Source organism: Flavobacterium limicola (assembly GCF_003634755.1).
Lineage (GTDB): Bacteria > Bacteroidota > Bacteroidia > Flavobacteriales > Flavobacteriaceae > Flavobacterium > Flavobacterium limicola.
The window spans coordinates 23,131-43,411 of the sequence record NZ_RBXA01000001.1; the positions used below are offsets into that span (position 1 = coordinate 23,131).

Annotated in this window: 17 protein-coding genes and 1 riboswitch; of the genes, 2 read left to right on the top strand and 15 right to left on the bottom strand. The window is 35.7% G+C overall.

From position 1 onward, the window contains the following. Positions 1-21: 21 nt before the first annotated feature. A complete protein-coding gene (gene kynU / locus BC952_RS00115) occupies positions 22-1,308 on the bottom strand; it encodes a kynureninase (RefSeq protein ID WP_121363702.1) in 1,287 nt (428 codons plus the stop codon). 181 nt (positions 1,309-1,489) lie between these two features. Between kynU and BC952_RS00120 the strand changes: the two genes are divergently transcribed. After that, positions 1,490-2,224, top strand: a complete 735-nt coding sequence (locus tag BC952_RS00120) for an SIMPL domain-containing protein (RefSeq protein WP_121363703.1) — start codon at positions 1,490-1,492, stop codon at positions 2,222-2,224. A gap of 190 nt (positions 2,225-2,414) precedes the next feature. On the opposite strand, the gene queA is transcribed toward BC952_RS00120, so the two are convergent. The 10 genes from queA to BC952_RS00170 all read right to left on the bottom strand — a co-directional run bounded on the left by queA (position 2,415) and on the right by BC952_RS00170 (position 12,652). Then, the gene (gene queA / locus BC952_RS00125; RefSeq protein WP_091173319.1) at positions 2,415-3,464 is read right to left on the bottom strand and encodes a tRNA preQ1(34) S-adenosylmethionine ribosyltransferase-isomerase QueA; all 1,050 of its coding nucleotides are present in this window, start codon (positions 3,462-3,464) and stop codon (positions 2,415-2,417) included. Positions 3,465-3,628: 164 nt separating this feature from the next. Beyond that, a complete protein-coding gene (gene aroA / locus BC952_RS00130) occupies positions 3,629-4,861 on the bottom strand; it encodes a 3-phosphoshikimate 1-carboxyvinyltransferase (protein WP_121363704.1) in 1,233 nt (410 codons plus the stop codon). Between the two features lie 100 nt (positions 4,862-4,961). Next, positions 4,962-5,288, bottom strand: a complete 327-nt coding sequence (locus BC952_RS00135) for a nucleotide pyrophosphohydrolase (protein WP_121364886.1) — start codon at positions 5,286-5,288, stop codon at positions 4,962-4,964. A gap of 1 nt (position 5,289) precedes the next feature. Beyond that, entirely contained in the window at positions 5,290-5,742 is a 453-nt protein-coding gene (gene dtd / locus BC952_RS00140) for a D-aminoacyl-tRNA deacylase (protein ID WP_121363705.1), read from the bottom strand. A gap of 48 nt (positions 5,743-5,790) precedes the next feature. After that, a complete protein-coding gene (rsgA, locus tag BC952_RS00145; protein ID WP_121363706.1) occupies positions 5,791-6,768 on the bottom strand; it encodes a ribosome small subunit-dependent GTPase A in 978 nt (325 codons plus the stop codon). Between the two features lie 211 nt (positions 6,769-6,979). Then, positions 6,980-8,062 carry a bifunctional 3-deoxy-7-phosphoheptulonate synthase/chorismate mutase type II gene (locus BC952_RS00150; RefSeq protein ID WP_121363707.1) on the bottom strand — a complete coding sequence of 361 codons (1,083 nt, stop codon included), beginning with the start codon at positions 8,060-8,062 and terminating at the stop codon, positions 6,980-6,982. Between the two features lie 63 nt (positions 8,063-8,125). Beyond that, positions 8,126-8,983: a prephenate dehydrogenase gene (locus BC952_RS00155; RefSeq protein ID WP_121363708.1), complete on the bottom strand. Its 858-nt coding sequence runs from the start codon at positions 8,981-8,983 to the stop codon at positions 8,126-8,128. Between the two features lie 3 nt (positions 8,984-8,986). Next, positions 8,987-10,132 carry a pyridoxal phosphate-dependent aminotransferase gene (locus tag BC952_RS00160; protein ID WP_121363709.1) on the bottom strand — a complete coding sequence of 382 codons (1,146 nt, stop codon included), beginning with the start codon at positions 10,130-10,132 and terminating at the stop codon, positions 8,987-8,989. A gap of 51 nt (positions 10,133-10,183) precedes the next feature. Further along, positions 10,184-11,011: a prephenate dehydratase gene (locus tag BC952_RS00165; RefSeq protein WP_121363710.1), complete on the bottom strand. Its 828-nt coding sequence runs from the start codon at positions 11,009-11,011 to the stop codon at positions 10,184-10,186. A gap of 387 nt (positions 11,012-11,398) precedes the next feature. Next, the gene (locus BC952_RS00170) at positions 11,399-12,652 is read right to left on the bottom strand and encodes a dicarboxylate/amino acid:cation symporter (protein ID WP_121363712.1); all 1,254 of its coding nucleotides are present in this window, start codon (positions 12,650-12,652) and stop codon (positions 11,399-11,401) included. 145 nt (positions 12,653-12,797) lie between these two features. On the opposite strand from BC952_RS00170, the gene gldA reads away from it, so the two are divergent. Continuing rightward, the gene (gldA, locus tag BC952_RS00175) at positions 12,798-13,694 is read left to right on the top strand and encodes a gliding motility-associated ABC transporter ATP-binding subunit GldA (protein WP_121363713.1); all 897 of its coding nucleotides are present in this window, start codon (positions 12,798-12,800) and stop codon (positions 13,692-13,694) included. A 66-nt stretch (positions 13,695-13,760) separates the two neighbouring features. Here the strand turns inward: gldA and metF are convergent, their stop codons facing one another. From metF to BC952_RS00195, 4 genes are all read right to left on the bottom strand, one after another. Beyond that, positions 13,761-14,717, bottom strand: coding sequence for a methylenetetrahydrofolate reductase [NAD(P)H] (gene metF / locus BC952_RS00180; RefSeq protein ID WP_121363715.1), 957 nt, complete (start codon positions 14,715-14,717; stop codon positions 13,761-13,763). A 95-nt stretch (positions 14,718-14,812) separates the two neighbouring features. Then, the gene (metH, locus tag BC952_RS00185) at positions 14,813-17,488 is read right to left on the bottom strand and encodes a methionine synthase (RefSeq protein ID WP_121363717.1); all 2,676 of its coding nucleotides are present in this window, start codon (positions 17,486-17,488) and stop codon (positions 14,813-14,815) included. 170 nt (positions 17,489-17,658) lie between these two features. Then, the gene (locus BC952_RS00190; protein WP_121363718.1) at positions 17,659-18,660 is read right to left on the bottom strand and encodes a homocysteine S-methyltransferase family protein; all 1,002 of its coding nucleotides are present in this window, start codon (positions 18,658-18,660) and stop codon (positions 17,659-17,661) included. 262 nt (positions 18,661-18,922) lie between these two features. Continuing rightward, positions 18,923-19,041, bottom strand: a riboswitch (SAM riboswitch). Positions 19,042-19,133: 92 nt separating this feature from the next. Beyond that, entirely contained in the window at positions 19,134-20,186 is a 1,053-nt protein-coding gene (locus tag BC952_RS00195; protein WP_113637758.1) for an NAD(P)/FAD-dependent oxidoreductase, read from the bottom strand. Between the last annotated feature and the right edge of the window lie 95 nt (positions 20,187-20,281).

Genomic DNA, 20,281 nt, shown 5'->3' on the forward strand with positions numbered 1-20,281 from the left:
TCAAGTTATTATTTATATAATTTAAAGATTCGCTTTGCCCAAAATACCTGCTTTTAGAATCTGACCAAACTCATACATATCTGTAAAAGAAGTATATAAAGGCACCGGTGCTAAGCGAATAACGTTAGGTTCGCGCCAATCCGTTATGACTCCGTTTTTCATCAAATAATCAAATAAACTGCGTCCTTCCCCATGCAGTAAGACTGATAATTGTGATGCTCTTTCCGATGGATTAGAAGGTGTAATAATCTCGAAACTACTATCGACTTCTTCGTCAATTTCATGCAATATGAATTCTAAATAAGAAGTTATTAAATCTCTTTTCTGGATTAAAGCGTCCATCCCTATTTCGTCAAACATATCTACAGATGCTAAATAAGGCGCCAAAGAAAGTACCGGTAAATTACTTATTTGCCAACCATCGGCTCCATGAACGGGATCAAAAGTGGGTTCCATCTTAAAACGACGTTCTTTATTATGTCCCCACCAACCCGCGAATCTTGGTAACTCCACATTATTATGGTGTTTTTCGTGAATAAAACATCCTGAAGCATTTCCCGGTCCTGAATTCATGTACTTATAACTACACCAAGCTGCGAAATCAATATCCCAATTGTGCAATTCCAGTTTCACATTTCCTGCAGCGTGAGCCAAATCCCAACCTACATAAGCTCCCGCTTTATGACCTGCGGCAGTTATGGTTTTCATATCAAAAACTTGTCCGGTGTAATAATTGACACCACCAATTAAAACTAAAGCCAACTCTTCACCAACTTCTTCAATTTTTGCCAAAACATCTTCTAAGCGAATGTTGTGTTCGCCTTCTCGACGTTTGATTTCGACAATAGCATCTTCTGGTTTGTATCCATGAAAATGAACCTGACTTTGAAACATATATTGATCCGATGGAAATGCTTTTTCCTCACAAATAATTTTATATCTGGCCTTTGTTGGTCGGTAAAAAGAAACCATCAACAAATGAAGATTTACTGTTAAAGTATTCATCACGGTAACTTCACTTGGAAGCGCACCCACAATTTTACTTAACGGATTTGCAAATCGTTCATGATAATCCCACCAAGGTTTTTCACTGTAAAAATGTCCCTCAACAGCTAAGTTTGCCCAATCATTCATCACCTCATCTACATACGCTTTAGTACGTTTAGGTTGTAATCCCAGTGAATTTCCTGTGAAATAAATCACCTTTTTCCCATTTACCTGCGGAAAAATAAATTCATCTTGGTATTTATGTAATTGATCTTGCGAATCCAATTTTTTTGCAAATTCAAGGGTATTTTCGAATGTCATGATTTGTATTTTGTTTTGTAAAAGTAGTAAAAATGGACGAATGATAATATAGTTAACATTGATTGGAAAGCTATACAATAGTTAAATTTTCGAATACAAAAAAATAGTTCCCAATTCCCATACTGAATTAAGAAACTACTCGTTATTTACTTATATTTGATTGAATTTAAAATTCTTAGCTATGCTTAAAAACAGTTTAAACGTTATTATTATTGCCATCGCTGTGGTAATTTCCTCGTATTTATTTTCGAATGCTTTTCAGAATCGAAATAAAAGTAACGATACTATAAGCGTTACAGGTTCCGGAAAGAAGGATTTCGTATCGGATTTGATTGTTTGGAGCGGTTCGTTTTCTAAAAAAAGCATGACTTTGAAAGATGCTTATGCCGCATTAGATGCTGACAGAGAGAAAATAAAAAGCTATTTATCAGGCAAAGGAATTGCGCCGAATGAAATGGTTTTCTCAGCGGTGAATTTCAATAAAGATTTTGAAACTACCTTCAATGAAAACGGAACTACAAGGCAGCAAATTTTTACTGGATTTACGTTGACACAAAGCGTAAGTATCCAATCTAAGGAAGTAAATAAAATTGAAGAATTGTCGAGACAATCCAGTGAATTGATCAACTCAGGCGTAGAATTTTATTCGTCTCCACCGGAATATTATTACACCAAACTAGCTGAGTTAAAAATAAAAATGATTGCCGAAGCCACAAAAGACGCAAGTATCAGAGCGAAAAGTATTGCTAAAAATGCTGATGCGAGTTTAGGGAATTTAAAGAAATCAGATATGGGCGTTTTTCAAATTACAGGTCAAAACTCATCGGAAGATTTTTCTTATGGCGGTTCTTTTAATACGCAATCCAAAAACAAAACGGCTAATATCACGGTGCGATTGGTGTATCAAGTGAATTAGGAACACAAACCTCTTTTATACACAGAACGTCGTGTGAGGGATGGAAGCGGCATCCTTTATTTTCTTTCTTTAAGAAAATAAAGATACAGCGTAGAGCCCGACCCGCTTTTTCAGCGGGACACACCCTTATAAAACAAAAAAAATCTCGCCATTACTGACGAGATTTTTTTATTTAGAATCTAACTTTAGATTAGATAATCATCATTGCATCACCGTAAGAATAGAATTTGTATTCTTTTTCGATAGCTTCTGCGTATGCTTTTTTCATTAAATCATGACCACAAAATGCGGAAACCATCATTAATAAAGTTGATTTTGGTGTGTGAAAATTAGTAATCATACACGTTGGAATTGTGAAATCATGAGGAGGAAAAACGAATTTGTTTGTCCATCCGTCAAACGGATTCAAGGTGTTTTGTGACGAAACTGAGCTTTCAACGGCACGCATAGAAGTAGTTCCTACGGTACAAATACGTTTCTTTTTAGCTTTGGCTTCATTCACAATATCACATGCTTCCTGAGTAATTTTTAATTCCTCAGAATCCATTTTGTGTTTTGATAAATCCTCAACCTCAACTGGATTGAAGGTTCCCAAACCTACGTGAAGCGTAACTTCGGCAAATTTAATTCCTTTGATTTCTAGTTTTTTTAATAAATGTTTCGAAAAGTGCAATCCTGCAGTTGGCGCTGCAACAGCTCCTTCTTCTTTAGCATAAATAGTTTGGTAACGTTCCGCATCTTCCGGAGTTACATCTCTAGAAATATATTTTGGGATTGGAGTTTCTCCAAGTTCTGTCAATTTATTTCTGAATTCTTCATAGGAACCATCGTAAAGGAAACGCAATGTTCTTCCACGGGAAGTTGTATTGTCGATAACCTCAGCTACTAATGAATCGTCATCTCCAAAATATAGTTTGTTACCAATTCTAATTTTACGTGCCGGATCAACTAAAACATCCCAAAGTCTTTGCTCAGAATTTAATTCTCTAAGTAAAAAAACTTCGATTCTAGCGCCAGTTTTTTCCTTATTTCCGTACAAACGAGCTGGAAAAACTTTCGTGTTATTCAGAATTAAAACATCACCTTCGTCAAAATAATCGATAACATCTTTGAACATTTTGTGCTCTATAGTTCCTTTCTTGCGATCAATAACCATTAGACGAGATTCGTCTCTGTTTTCAGCTGGATATTCGGCAAGAAGTTCTTTTGGCAAATCGAATTGAAAATGTGATAATTTCATTTGATAAATTTATGAGTTATGAATTATAAGTTACGAGTTAAGCCTCAATAAATTATAATAGTTTGCAAATATACGATTGTGAGATAGGCGTTGTCAAGTGTTTTGCTGTTTATTTTCAAAAGTCCACTGCCACAAAGGCGCGAGGGCACTACGTAAAATTTAATTTACAAAATTTCAGACACATTATATCCTAACTTCTTCATATCTTCCCAAAAATCAGGATATGATTTTGAAACGACTTCCGCGTTTTCGATGATAATTGGCACTTTTATAGCTAATGGTGCAAATGCCATCGCCATACGGTGATCGTTATAAGTAGCGATTTTTATATTAGGATTGATTTGGTTTGAAGCCAGAAGCGTTAAGCTATCATTGGTCACCGATATATTCGCTCCCAATTTTGTTAACTCAATTCTAAGTGCTTCGAGTCGGTCCGTTTCTTTAATTTTCAAGGTATGCAAACCTGTCAGATGGCAACCAATTCCTAATCCAAGGCAAGTAACCACAATGGTTTGGGCGATATCTGGTGTGTTATTCAATTCTAAGGTTAAATTTTCCAGTTTAAAATCAGACTGTTTTACCAGAGTCATTTTATTTCCTTCAAAATGCGTTTCAACACCCATTTGCTTGTAGATTTCAACCAAAGCCGAATCGCCTTGCAAACTAGTTTCTGTATAACTGTTTAATGAAATGGTAGCATTTTCGGCCAAGGCAGCTAAACTAAAAAAGTATGAAGCAGAACTCCAATCGGATTCTACGGTCATTACTTTCGACGCTACTTCTTGTTTTGGATATACCGTAATCACACTTCCTTCGAAACTGGTTTTGATATCCAAATCATTCAACAAAGCCAATGTCATTTTGATATAAGGAACCGAAGTGATTTCGCCAACCAAAGTGATTTCGATACCGTTTTCCAGTTTTGGCGCCACTAATAATAATGCAGAAATGTATTGACTGCTTACATTGGCATGAATATTCACTTTAGAAGCCGTAATTTTTTGTCCTTTGATTCGAATTGGCGGATATCCAATTTCTTTCTCGTAGGAAATTTTAGCCCCTAATTGCTCCAAGGCTTCCACCAAAACTTTTATGGGACGCTCCGTCATTCGTTGAGAGCCGGTCAATACTACTTCGCGACCTTCGTTTACAGCAAAATATGCCGTTAAGAAACGCATCGCCGTTCCCGCATGATGAATATCAACTATTTCTTCGTTTCCTTTCAATGCCTTTTGCATGACTTCGCTGTCATCAGAATTGGAAGTATTGGCCAAAGTAATATTTGGAAATAAAGCTTGTAATAATAGTAGTCGGTTGGTTTCGCTTTTTGAACCAGTAATATTTAATTGTGAATTATCAATTGTGAATTGTGAATTCGTACTTAATTTTAAATTCATGTAGCTAATTATGAGTTATGAATTATGAATTATGAGTGGTATAATTCAAGTTCGCAATTTACCACTCCACATTTATAATTCATAATTTATACTTCACAAATTATTTCAGTTTTTCGTTGTTTTTGTGACGGTCTTTGTCTCTAACGGATTTCAAATCCATCTTTTTATCGAAAGCGGCTTGTAAATCGATTCCAGTTTGGTTTGCCAAACACAATACCACAAAAACCACATCAGCTAATTCTTCGCCAAGGTCTTTATTTTTATCGCTTTCTTTTTCGGATTGCTCTCCATAGCGGCGGGCAATGATTCGGGCTACTTCCCCTACTTCTTCAGTAAGTTGCGCCATATTAGTCAATTCGTTAAAATAACGAACACCGTGTTTTTTTATCCAAGTATCAACGTCAAGTTGGGAATTTTTTAAGTTCATTTTATTCTCTATTTTTACTATCAATTAGTATTGTTACTGGCCCATCATTTAACAAAAGTACTTTCATATCAGCACCAAATATTCCAGTTTGTACTTTTTTACCCAATTCTTTTTCTAACTGAATTACAAAACTTTCATATAATGGAATGGCGATTTCTGGCTTAGAAGCTTTTATATACGAAGGTCGATTTCCTTTTTTGGTGGCGGCATGCAATGTAAATTGGCTTACTACAATGATATCGCCATCTATATCTTTGACGGATAAATTCATCACATCATTTTCATCCCCAAAAATACGGATGTTGGCTATTTTTGTAGCTAACCAATTGATATCTTCTTGATTATCTGAATCTTCAATACCAACTAAAATCAATAATCCTTTTTGGATATCGGCTACGATTTTAGTGTCTATTGTTACGGAGGCTGAGGAAACTCTTTGAATTACAACTTTCATTCTGCTTTAGAAATTAGGGTTTTTCAATTAACCATTCACAATTCACAACTACTCCCTCGTTTTATCACTAATAATTCTATCCTCGTTATGAATATCAGTACGGTAATTTTCATCGTCTCCTTCCAGAATTTTAAGGTAACTTCTGTAACGGGACCAAGCGATTTCGTCTTTTTCTAAAGCAACTTTAATAGCGCAATGCGGCTCGTCTTTATGCAAACAATTATTGAATTTACATTGCTCTTTCAATTTGAAGAACTCAGGGAAATAGCCACTAATTTCTTCTTTTTCCATGTCTACAATTCCAAAACCTTTAATTCCTGGCGTATCAATAATTTTAGCATCAAATGACAAATCATACATCTCAGCAAATGTTGTGGTATGCTGTCCTTGCTTGCTTGCTTCAGAAATTGTTTTTGTTTTTAAATGTAAAGAAGGTTCCATAGCATTTACCAAAGTGGATTTTCCAACACCAGAATGTCCTGAAAACATACTTACTTTACCAATCATCATTGCTTTCAATTCCTCAATCCCTTTCATTTCAGTTGAAGAAACGCGAAGGCATTTGTATCCTATTTCCTGATACACATGCTGCATGTACAATTGTTCGTCCAATGTTGCATCGTCTAAAGTGTCAATTTTATTAAAAACAAGTATCGTTTCAATTCCGTATGCTTCGGCTGTAACCAGAAAACGGTCTATAAAATTAAAAGTGGTTGGCGGATTATTAATCGTAACTAACAAGAAAACCCTATCAATATTAGACGCAATGATGTGCATCTGATGTGATAAATTTACTGATTTACGCACAATATAGTTCTTCCTATCGTGAATTTTATGAATAGTTCCCGTAACGGTATCAGATGTTTCTTCAAGTTCATAATCCACAACATCGCCCACAGCAATAGGATTGGTACTTTTGATTCCTTTAATTCGGAATTTCCCTTTCATACGGCATTCGATAAAATCACCTTGTTCGGATTTTACGGTGTACCAACTTCCTGTAGATTTATATACGAGTCCTGTCATTTAGGATTATTTGATTGAATATTAACGATTTTAGATTTCTGATTTAAAATCTAAGACTTTGCAAAGATAATTCTTTGTTTTAGGTTTATCCCGAAGCTTCGGGATAAAGTTTGAAGTTTTTCACTTTGAACAACCTTACATACAATTAAAAATAAAAAATCCCCACAACTTATGACAAAAGCAGTGGGGATTTGTTTTTTTAAAATACGGACTAAGCGTTCAACACTTTTTCTTGATGACCAATGCTTTCCTGGTGAATCGCTTTGAACATCCTTAGTACAAACTCTTCGGTCAATCCTTTTTTCTCACCATCCAAAATCATTTTTCCAAGGATTTCATTCCAACGATTGTTTTGCAATACAGCAACGTTCGCGTCTTTTTTCACTTGACCTATTTCATCTGCTACTTTCATTCTTTTACCCAAAAGCTCTAACAACGTAGCATCCAAAACATCGATATTAGCTCTTAATTTTTTCATTTTATGAGTGAACTCATCCGAAACATCATCTAACTTTCTAACTTTTAAATCAATAAAAATTTGTTTCAAAGCATCAGGAGTTACTTGTTGTGCAGCATCACTCCAAGCATTATCAGGATCAGTATGTGTTTCGATAATCATACCATCATAATTCAAATCTAAAGCTTCCTGCGTTACTTCAAGAATCATTTTGCGGTCTCCAGTAATATGAGACGGGTCAATGATTAAAGGTAAATCAGGAAATTTATTTTGCAATTCAATAGCAATTTGCCATTCTGGAATGTTTCTGTATTTTGTTTTTTCGTAAGTAGAAAAACCTCTGTGAATAACACCCAATTTTTCAATTCCAGCATTGTACAAACGCTCTACACCGCCTAACCACAATGACAAATCTGGATTTACTGGGTTCTTTACCAATACAATTTTCTTAGTTCCAGCCAAAGCATCTGCAATTTCCTGCACAGCAAAAGGATTTACGGTCGTTCTAGCTCCTATCCACAATACATCAATATCATATTCCAAAGCTAATTTTACGTGAGCCGCATTTGCCACTTCCGTTCCCATTAGCAATCCGGTTTGTTCTTTAGCTTTTTTCAACCATTTCAATCCAATTTCTCCAACACCTTCAAATCCTCCCGGACGCGTTCTTGGTTTCCAGATTCCTGCTCTAAAAATACTTACATCTGAATCTTTTAATTCATGTGCAATTTTCAATACTTGTTCTTCTGTTTCAGCACTACAAGGTCCTGCTATCACTAATGGATGAGTTAAATTAAATTCATTCAACCAATTTCTCATTTCTTTCTTGTTTTCCATCTTTTCTAATTTTATTTTTTTAGTTTTTTTGTGTTGTTCATTTTTACAGTAAAATGTGACTAATCACTTTTTCACGTTCATTCCGTTTAATATTTCCTTTATTTTATTGACACTTTGCATTTCATTGTAAATCGCATCGTAATCTTCCTTTTCTAATAATTCTTTAAACTTTGATAAATTCGAAATGTATTCGTCCAATGTTTTTACAACCTGTTTTCTGTTTTGTTTAAAAATCGGTGTCCACATTGCTGGGGAACTTTTGGCTAAACGAACTGTACTTTCAAAACCGGAACCTGCCATATCAAATATATCCTGTTCGTCTTTCTCTTTATTAATTACCGTTTTTCCCAACATAAATGCGCTGATGTGCGACAAATGCGAAACGTAAGCAATGTGTTTATCATGCGATTTCGGATCCATATAACGGATTCTCATTCCCAACGCCGTAAAAAGCTCCAAAGCCTTTTCCTGTAGTTTGAATGTTGTTTTCTCTACCTCGCAAATAATATTCGTTTTCCCTTGAAACAATCCTTTTATAGCTGCCGAAGGTCCTGAAAATTCCGTTCCTGCAATAGGATGCGTGGCAATAAAATTCCTCCTTTTAGGATGGTTGGCAACCGCTTCACAAATAGGCATTTTAGTAGAACCCACTTCAAAAACAATCGTATTATCCCCAATAACATCCAAAACTTTCGGTAAAAGTAGCAATGAGACATCCACAGGAACCGAAACAATTACAAAGTCGGCATCCACTAAATCTTCAAATGCAGCACCAGAATCCACAACTCCTAAAGCTATGGCTTCCGCCAAATGACTTTCGTTGGTATCAATTCCATAAATTTTGGCTTCCGGATGCAGCGTTTTAATGTCCAATGCCATCGAACCGCCTATTAATCCTATTCCTATTACGTATATTTTCATTTGCTAAAATCTATCAATTGCTTCTTGTACTTTTTCTTCTTTTACGCATAATGCAAATCGAATGTATCCTTCGCCGTTACTTCCAAAAATGGTTCCCGGCGTAATAAAAATTGATTTGTCATATAAAATTTCATCGATGAATTTCTCTGCTGATGTAATTCCGTCCGGCAACTTTGCCCAAACAAATAATCCAACACCTTCTTTATACACTTTACATCCTAATTTCTCAGCGAGTTGTTCGGTAAGAATTCTGCGTTTTCTATAAATCGCATTCATCGATTCAAACCAAGTCTTGTCACTTTTTAAAGCTTCAATTGCTCCTTTTTGAATCCCGTAAAACATTCCGCTGTCCATGTTACTTTTTACTTTTAGAACAGCATCAATACAAGCTGCATTTCCTAAAACCATTCCAACTCTCCAACCCGCCATGTTAAAAGTCTTGCTCAAAGAATTCAATTCTAAAGATACGTCTTTGGCGCCCTCTACTTGTAGCAAACTCATTGGATTGTCATTCAAAACAAAACTGTACGGATTATCATTAACTAACAAAATATTATGTTTTTTGGCGAAAGCCACTAATCTTGAAAACAACTCCAAACTTCCTCTTGCTCCTGTTGGCATGTGCGGATAACCAATCCACATTATTTTCACTTTCGATAAATCCAGTTTTTCCAAAGCTTCAAAATCCGGTTCCCAGTTATTATTTTCTTTTAAGTCATAATAAACTGGAACTGCTCCTACTAAATTCGTAACCGAAGTGTATGTTGGATATCCTGGATTTGGAATCAGCACCTGATCGCCTTCATTCAAAAAAGCCAGTGAAATATGCATAATTCCCTCTTTGGAACCCATCAAAGGCAAGATTTCGTTAGCCGGATTCAACACAACTCCGTAATTATTTTTATAAAAATCAGCCATGCCTTGACGCAATTCCGGTAATCCTTGATAACTTTGGTATTGATGCGCATTTTCATCTTGCATTGCCAAAACTACTGCGTCAATTACTGCTTGTGACGGTTGTAAATCCGGACTTCCAATTCCCATATTAATAATTGGTTTCCCTTCAGAAGCCAGTTGTCTTACTTCTCTCAATTTTGATGAGAAATAGTATTCTTCAATTATATCGAGACGTTTCGCTGTAGTAATCATGTTTAAATTTTAAGATTCTTTTGACTTTGTAACTTTGTAGCTTTCGACTAATTATAGTTTCGTGTTTTTATATTCACCTAACACTTTGAAATATTCCGCCATGATAATCAATAATGACTTTGCCTTTGCATAATCTTCGTATTTTTCGAAAGTTACATCAACAAAAAACGAATATTTCCAAGGTGTCTCTATTTTTGGTAACGACTGAATTTTGGTTAAATTCAATTTACAATCACTCATTACATTTAGTACTGCAGCCAAACTACCGCGTTTGTGATCCAATTCGAATTTAATGGACGCTCTGTTTATTTCGTTTTCCGGGACAAAAGAATTGTCCTTTTTTATAATCACAAAACGCGTCATATTGTTTTTAATCGTTTGAATTTCAGGAGCCAAAATCTCTAAATCATACATTTCCGAAGCTGTTTTACTGGCAATTGCAGCAATTCCTTTCAACTGTTTTTCCTGAATTCTACGTGCCGTTTCAGCAGTATCTTTGTCTTCAACTAATTTTATGTTTGGGTATTTTTTCAGGAATTCCATACATTGTAAAATAGCCATAGGATGTGAATGTACTTCTTGAATATCCTCCATTTTTTGGCCTTTTAAAGCCATTAAATTTTGATGAATTCTTAAATAATGTTCTCCTATTATGTGCAAATTATTTTTGTCAATCAATGCGTAATTTGGAATAATAGGACCCGCAATAGAATTTTCTATAGCCATAACTGCCTGATCTGATTTTCCTGAAAGCAGGTTATCTACTAATTCTTCAAAGGACAAACATTCGTCGACAATAACTGCTTGATTGAAATATTCCTGCGCCACCTGATGGTGAAAAGAACCCGTTACACCTTGTATTCCAATTATTTCATTCATTTTACACACTTTTAAGCAAAAAAAAATCCCGATTTTCATCGGGATTGTATATTTATAGTATCAATTTAATTTTATAATCAAATAACCATACGACAATCCCTTTCAACTTTCCAGAAGAAATAATAAGAGTTGCTAAAATAAAATCGGTTACTCAACATTTTGTTGTTTTTTTGTATTCATTACTCTGCGAATGTATTAATTATTTCCAGCTAACCCAAAAAAAAAGCTGATTTTATTGAACAAAAAGGAGATTCGCTAAAAAACTGGTTATTAATTGTGTAATACTTAAAAAAAGGCTTTTAAAATATTTTTTAATCAGCGTGACTTACAGTTTTAGAAAATTGAAACATTGTTTTTCATAATTATAACTTTATAATCTCACTAAAATTACGCCACTAATTTTTCAGTAAGCCATTTTTTTCCTTCCGAAATTCGAGTTACCATCATTGCCGATACTAAATCTCCATTCGCATTCAGCAATGTCGCCATCGGATCTACTAAAGTTCCCACAATCATTGCTGCCGGAAGCGCTTGTTCCATTGGAAATCCATAAATTGTAATCGCTAATATTTCTCCTATATAACCTCCGTTTGGAATTCCGCCTTCGACTACCGAAACAATTACTGTAATTCCCAAAGCCATTAGTATAGTATTAGGATCAGTTAAATCTTTTCCAAACATGGCAAAAATTACTGCAATTTTTATAATTGACGACATACTAGAACCGTCTTTATGCAAAGGTGCTCCTAGCGGAATGACAACATTTCTGATGTGAGCCGGGATATTCATTTTTTCGGCACCTTCCAGATTGGCAGGAATTGTAGCAATGCTGCTGCAAGTTCCCAATGCTGTTAAGGAAGGTGTAATGTTATTTTTCCAAAACACTTTAAATCCTAATTTCCCTCCAGCAATAAAAGCGTACATACTAAAGAATACGACAAAATAAAAAGCACAAACCGCATAATAAAGTCCTAATGGCTTTGCATAAGCACCAAATAATTGCGGCCCAAATATTCCCACCTGATACGCAAAATAAGTACCTAATCCTATTGGAGCCGTTTTCATAATGATGTGTAATAATTGTTTCATCACTTCATTGCCTGAATTCAAGAATCTACTAAAATCTTTCCCTTTTTCGCCCGATTGCAAACTGGCAAATCCTATCAAAAACGAAAATATAATTAGCGCCAACATGCTTTTTCGAGAAAGTAGCTCATAAAAATCCCCCGCTGTGAGCAATTGAGTAATTTGTGAACCTGTATTTGCACTTTGTACACTTTCCAAAGGTATTTTTGAAAGAATAATATCTTGATGAATGGGAAATAACAAAACAGCAACGAGCATCAAAATAGCCGAAATCAACACGGTGCTTAAAAACACAACAATGACAATTACAAACAATTTTCCAAGTTTCTCCGTTTTTTCTAAATTGGCAATCGAAGACGCAATCGTAAAAAACACCAATGGAATAATTGCTGTAAACAATAAATTCAGGAATATATCACCCAAAGGCTTAATCACTTCTACACCCTTTCCAAAAACTAAACCCAATATACTTCCTGCCAGAATTCCGCCAAGTAGTAATAAAATACTTTTGTAGTTTTTTAAGAAACTGCCAGATTGTGTAGTTTTCAAATTCATATCTTTATTGTTTACAGTAAATATATAAATCTAAAACAGAATCTACTCCTGCTTAGTAAATTTTCACAATGACTTTTCATGTATTGCACTAAAAAAACAATAAATCAATCCTTTTTCTGTTTACTTTTGCAACAAATAAAATTCCATGTCAATAGAAGTAAATAACATATCAAAAAGTTACGGTGCCCAAAAAGCACTGGATAACATTTCATTCTCTATTAAAAAAGGAGAAATCGTTGGTTTCTTGGGTCCAAATGGAGCCGGAAAATCGACTTTAATGAAAATATTGACAACCTACATCAATGCCGATAAAGGCACTGCAATCGTAAATGGAAATGATGTAAATACACAACAAAAAGCTGTGCAACTTTCTATTGGTTATCTTCCGGAACACAATCCGTTGTATTTAGATTTGTATGTGAGAGAATATTTAGCTTTCAATGCTGATGTCTATAAAGTAGCCAAATCCCGCATTGAAGAAGTAATTCAACTGACCGGTTTAAGCACCGAAAGCCATAAAAAAATAGGGCAATTATCCAAAGGATATCGTCAACGCGTAGGTCTTGCCAACGCTTTACTGCACAATCCAGATGTTTTGATTTTGGATGAACCAACAACCGGTTTAGACCCAAACCAATTAATGGAAATTCGTAATGTGATTAAAAACGTGGGGAAAGACAAAACGGTTTTCCTTTCTACGCACATTATGCAAGAAGTTGAAGCGATTTGTGACCGTGTTATTATCATCAATAACGGTAAAATTGTTACCGATAAAAAATTGGACAACTTAATTTCCGAAGACAAGGAGCAAGTTATCGAAGTAGAATTTGATTATAAAATAGAAGAACAAGCTATTTCCAAAATCGAAAATCTCGTTTCTTATAAAAATACACACGATATGATTTGGGAATTGACTTTCAAAGCGGATAAGGACATGCGCCCTGCTGTTTTTGATTTTGCGAATGCCAATGGTTTGAAAACCTTGCAGCTGAATCAGAAAAATAAAAATCTAGAAGCTGTATTTAGAGAGATTACGAAATAATTACAACAAAAAAGCTCGTTTAAATCCAATTTTAAACGAGCTTTTTTTATGAAATGCGATTCAACATTAAAAAACCTTACTCGCTATTTGTCTAATATTTTCTGATTTTCCCATAGAATAATAATGCAAAACGGGAACGCCGGCTGCTTTCAATTCTAAAGATTGTTGAATCGCCCATTCTATCCCTACTTGTCTGATTTCCGCATTGTTTTTACATTGATCAACTGCATGAATTAAATCTTCAGGCAAATCAATTCTGAAAATTTGAGGTAATACCTGTAAGTGTCTTTGCACTGCGATTGGTTTGATACCCGGAATAATAGGAACGGTAATCCCCATTTCTCTGGCTTTGGCAACAAACTCAAAGTATTTTGCATTGTCAAAAAACATTTGTGTCACCACATAATCAGCACCGGCATCAACCTTTTCTTTCAGTCTTTTTAAATCTGAAATTAAAGACGGAGATTCTAAATGCTTCTCTGGATATCCTGCAACTCCAATACAAAAATTAGCTTTGTTATCAACATCCATAACGTCATGCAAGTACTTTCCGCAATTCAATTGATTGATTTGTTTGACTAAATCTACTGCAAATTGATTACCGCCTTGTTTGGGAACAAATGACTGCTCGTCTTTCATCGCATCACCACGAAGCGCCATCACATTATCAATTCCCAGATAATGACAATCGACCAATAAATACTCGGTTTCTTCTTTCGTAAAACCACCGCAAAGCACATGAGGAACTGTATCTACGTTGTACTTATGCTTGATTGAAGCACAAATTCCAAGAGTTCCCGGACGCATTCTGGTTAGTTTTTTTTCCAGTAAATTATTTCCTTTATCTACGTAAATAAATTCTTCGCGAGAAGTAGTTACGTCTATAAATGGCGGTTTGAACTCCATCAACGGATCAATATTATCGTATAATTCCTGAATGCTTTTCCCTTTTTGAGGCGGAATAATTTCAAAAGAGAACAATGTTTCTCCTTTAGCTGCTTCTATATGTTGTGTTACTTTCATTTTCCTTAGTTTGAAGTTTAAGGTTTAAGGTTTAAGGTTCTCTCGAACGACTTTAAACTTTAAACTTTAAACAAAATTTCAACTTTAAACTATTTCTAATCCGCAATATTCGGGTTCAACCATTTCGCAGCCACTTCTGTCGAAACACTTCTTCGTTTGGCGTAATCAATAACTTGGTCTTCTTTTATTTTTCCAAGTCCAAAATACTTACTTTCCGGGTTTCCAAAATAATATCCCGAAACCGATGAAGCTGGCCACATTGCCATACTTTCCGTTAAAGTCACTCCTATTTCTTTTTCCACATTTAGTAATTTCCAAATCGTAGGTTTTTCTAAATGGTCAGGACAAGCCGGATAACCCGGTGCAGGACGAATACCTTTATAGACCTCATCAATCATTGCTTCGGTAGTTAAATTTTCATCCGAAGCGTAACCCCAAATTTCTTTACGGATTTTTTCGTGCAAATATTCTGCAAAAGCTTCTGCAAAACGATCTGCCAATGCTTTGACCATAATCGAATTGTAATCGTCTAAATCTCTTTCGAATTCAGCCGCCCATTCATCCACACCAAAACCGGTAGTTACACAAAATGCACCCATATAATCGACTTTTCCACTGTCTTTTGGAACAATAAAATCCGACAATGCAATATTTGGAGCGCCTTTGGTTTTTTGTGATTGCTGACGCAAAGTCAAGAATTTCTCTAATACTTTTCCACTTTCATCACTCAATTCAATATCATCATCATTCACTTGATTCGCAGGAAAGATTCCGTAAATTCCTTTGGCGGTTAGTTTCTTTTCTTTCAAAATAACCTCTAACATTTCTTGTGCATCCGCAAAAACAGAAGTAGCTTGTTCGCCAACAACATTATCCGTTAAAATAGCCGGATATTTTCCAAACAATTCCCAAGTTCTAAAAAATGGAGTCCAATCAATGTACGGAACCAAAACATCCAAATCGACTTCGATTGTTTTTGTTCCAATAAAATTAGGTTTCATTGGGTTGTAATTTTCCCAATCTAATTTCAGTTTATTGACACGAGCTTGCTCTATTGTCAAGAAATTTTTGTCGCGTGAACGATTCAAAAATGTTTCTCTAAAAGCATCATATTCTGCTCTGATGTCACTTGCATATATTTTTTTCTCACTATTCAACAAATTTCCAGCAACCGTTACGGCTCTCGAAGCATCATTTACATGAATCACAGTTGATTTATATTGTGGTGCAATTTTCACGGCAGTGTGCGCTCGGGAAGTCGTTGCTCCACCAATCATCACAGGGATCTTTATGTTTCTTTTGTCTAATTCCTTAGCCAAATACACCATTTCATCAAGCGAAGGTGTTATCAATCCGCTTAATCCAATAATATCAACATTGTGTTCTATTGCTGCCGCGATAATTTTCTCTGGAGCCACCATGACACCTAAATCAATAATTTCGTAATTGTTACAAGCCAAAACAACCGAAACAATATTTTTTCCAATATCGTGTACATCTCCTTTTACAGTAGCCATTAATATACGACCCGCAAAACTAGAGACACCATCTTTTTCGGCTTCAATAAATGGCAATAAATAAGCAACCGCTTTCTTCATTACACGAGCCGATTTTACTACTTGCGGCAAAAACATTTTACCCGAACCAAATAAATCTCCAACGACATTCATTCCTGCCATTAAGTTGATTTCGATTACTTCGATAGGTTTTGTTGCCGCCTGTCTGGCTTCTTCAACATCAATTTCTATAAATTCATCGACTCCTTTTACTAACGAGTGCGTCAATCGTTCCTGAACAGTTCCCGAACGCCATTCCTGAACTGCTTTTTCATTACTCTTTACGTCTCCCTTTACATTTTCTGCAAAGTCCAACAAACGTTCCGTTGCATCATCGCGTCTGTTTAGAATTACATCCTCAACACGTTCTAATAAATCTTTTGGAATTTCATCGTAGATAGAAAGCATTTCTGGATTCACAATTCCCATTGTCATACCATGCTGGATTGCATGATATAAAAACACCGAATGCATTGCTTCCCGCACCGTATCATTTCCTCTAAATGAAAACGAAACATTACTTACACCACCACTGATATGTGCGTGAGGAAGATTTTCGCGAACCCATTTGGTCCCTCTAAAGAAATCCAAAGCGTTCAATTTATGTTCTTCCATACCTGTTGCAACAGGAAATATATTTAAATCGAAAATAATATCTTGCGGAGGAAAGCCAACTTTATTTACCAAAATATCGTACGAACGCTGGCAAATTTCTATTCTACGTTCGTAATTGTCAGCTTGACCTACCTCATCAAAAGCCATAATAATTGCTGCAGCACCGTAGCGCTTAATCAATTTAGCATGATGAATAAATTGTTCTTCCCCTTCTTTCAAAGAAATCGAATTTACTACACTCTTTCCTTGCACTACTTTTAATCCCGCCTCAATAATATCCCATTTTGAGCTGTCAATCATGATTGGAACTCTAGAAATATCCGGTTCAGCAGCAATTAAATTCAGGAATTTTGTCATAGCATATTCGCCATCCAGCATTCCTTCATCCATATTAATATCGATGATTTGTGCACCACCTTCTACTTGCTCTTTAGCAATGCTGAGTGCTTCTTCGTATTTTTCTTCCTTAATTAATCTTAGGAATTTTCTAGAACCTGTTACATTCGTTCGTTCACCAATATTCACAAAAACGCTGTCCGGCGTAATGATCAAAGGCTCTAATCCCGATAATACAAGGTTTTTTCTAGTTTCTTGTGCCATTTTTTATTTTATTTAATCCTGCACGATTTCAGCAAACGTGTAGGTTTCGTATATCTTATTAATATTTTGGGCGTGACCCAAAAAGGGTCGGGCTATTCGTTGCAAGTCCTCGCTCTTCCTTCGTCAGGCTGTGGGTTTTTCACTGCTATCCCTCACGCGGGCATTCTTGGTTACATCGTTGCTGTCGAAACTCTCGGCTTGTAATCTTTTGCGATATCAGCAATAAACTTAATATGTTCTGGCGTTGTTCCGCAACAACCGCCTATGATATTGACTAAATTATCGTCTAAATATTCTTTGATGAAAGCTTGCATTTGCTCTGGTGTTTCATCATACTCTCCAAAAGCGTTTGGTAATCCTGCATTAGGATGTGCCGAGACATTGAATGACGTATTTTGAGACAAAGTTTGCAAATAGGGCTTTAACAAATCAGCTCCCAAAGCACAATTGAAACCTACGCTCAACAATGGAATGTGCGAAACCGAAACCAAAAAAGCCTCTACCGTTTGACCTGAAAGTGTTCTTCCTGATGCATCCGTAATCGTTCCGGAAACCATTATTGGAATATCGATATTACGTTCGTCCTTGACTTCTTCGATAGCGAAAAGTGCTGCTTTGGCATTTAAAGTGTCAAAAATAGTTTCTACTAAAAGTAAATCACTTCCTCCGTCAATCAAGGCTTCTACTTGTTGCTTGTAAGCAATACGCAAATCATCAAACGTTACGGCTCTGTAACCCGGATCGTTTACATCCGGTGACATACTCGCCGTTCTGTTTGTTGGTCCTATTGAACCCGCAACAAAACGAGGTTTGTCCGGATTTTTTGCTGTAAATTCATCAGCTACTTCACGGGCAATTCGTGCTGATTCATAGTTGAGTTCAAATACCAAATCTTCGAGATGGTAATCGGCCATTCCGATGGTAGTTCCAGAGAAAGTATTGGTTTCAACGATATCCGCTCCAGCTTCAAAATAAGCTGCGTGAACTGCTCGTATTGCTTGTGGTTGCGTGATTGATAATAAATCGTTATTCCCTTTTAAGGAATGTGGAAAATCTTTGAAACGTTCGCCTCGAAAATCTTCTTCGGAAAAATTGTAGCGTTGCAACATGGTTCCCATAGCTCCATCGAGTACGAGTATGTTTTTTTTAATGGCTTCTTGAATTGTTGACATCTTTTGTTTTATTCTCGCAAAACACTAAGTATTAAGCGCTTATTATTAATTACAAAAGTTCACTATTTAAGCTCTTTAGCCCCGATTGCAGTGAAAATCCTTTTACTTTTTTTGTTTAAAAAAGTAAAAGATTGCAACGGAAAGCGGGAACGGTATTGGCAAAAAAATGCCAATTGTTCGCTCCTGATACTGAAATTAATTCAGCAGGCTAAAAATATATGTTGTCAAGAAAAGGTTTGAGAAATACTAAGTGAGTATTCGTGTGTTATCTATCTTAGATACTGAAACTGTTCAGTACAAAGTAGAATGTAGCACCTTCTTTAAAGATAAAGGGTTGCTAAGGTTTCATTGGGTCTTTCCCTCCGCCTTTCGTGATAACGATCAATAAATATATGAACAATGCAAAGTAAAGACAAAGCGCTAATACTTGCAAGTATTAGCGCTTAATTTTTTAACTAGTTTGGGCTAAGTTGTTAAACTATTGCTTTCACCACGGCTTTTGGAGCTTCTTTACGAGTTCCGTCAAATCCATCAACACCGGAAACTGTAGTGTATTTCAATACATATCTCTTACCCGGATTGATGATTTGGTAAGCTGCCTGACACATTAATGTTGCTTCGTGAAATCCACAAAGAATCAACTTTAATTTTCCCGGATAGGTATTTACATCACCAATGGCAAAAATTCCCGGAATATTGGTTTGATAATCCAAAGCGTTATTTACTTTGATAGCATTTTTTTCAATGTCTAATCCCCAGTCTCCGATAGGACCTAATTTTGGCGTTAATCCAAAAAGTGGAATAAAATAATCCGTTTCAATAGTTCGGTGTGCGCCATTTTCCTCGACTACAACTCCTTCTAAATGTTCAGCACCTTTCAAGCCAACAACTTCTCCAGGCGTAATCATTTTTATTTTACCGGAATTTTTCAATTCCTGTACTTTTTCTACAGAATCTAAAGCACCTCTGAATTCGTTTCTACGGTGAATCAAAGTCACTTCAGAAGCTACATTCGACAAGAAAATACTCCAGTCTAAAGCTGAATCTCCTCCTCCAGCAATTACTACTTTTTTGTCTCTGAACTTCTCTGGATTTTTGATAAAGTATTTGATTCCTTTATCTTCGTAAAATTCGATGTCTTCAATCAATGGTTTTCTTGGCTCAAAACTTCCTAATCCACCTGCGATTGCTACTACAGGAGCATGAAATTTTTTTCCTTTATTTGAAGTTACAATAAAAGTTCCGTCTTCTTGTTTTTCAATTGTTTCAGCACGTTCACCCAGCGTGAATCCCGGTTCGAATTGCTTGATTTGTTCCATTAGATTATCTACTAAATCTCCCGCTAATACTTCAGGAAATCCTGGAATATCATAAATAGGTTTTTTAGGATATAATTCAGATAATTGTCCGCCCGCTTGTGGCAAAGCATCCAGAATATGACATTTTAATTTTAACAATCCTGCTTCAAAAACTGCAAATAAACCCGTAGGTCCGGCTCCTATTATAAGTATGTCTGTTTTAATCATTTTTTTATTCTTTATGTAATGTAATTGTGCTAAACTATTTAATTGCAAATGAACGATTGATTTTTATTACTTTAAATGATAAATATCAGTCGGAT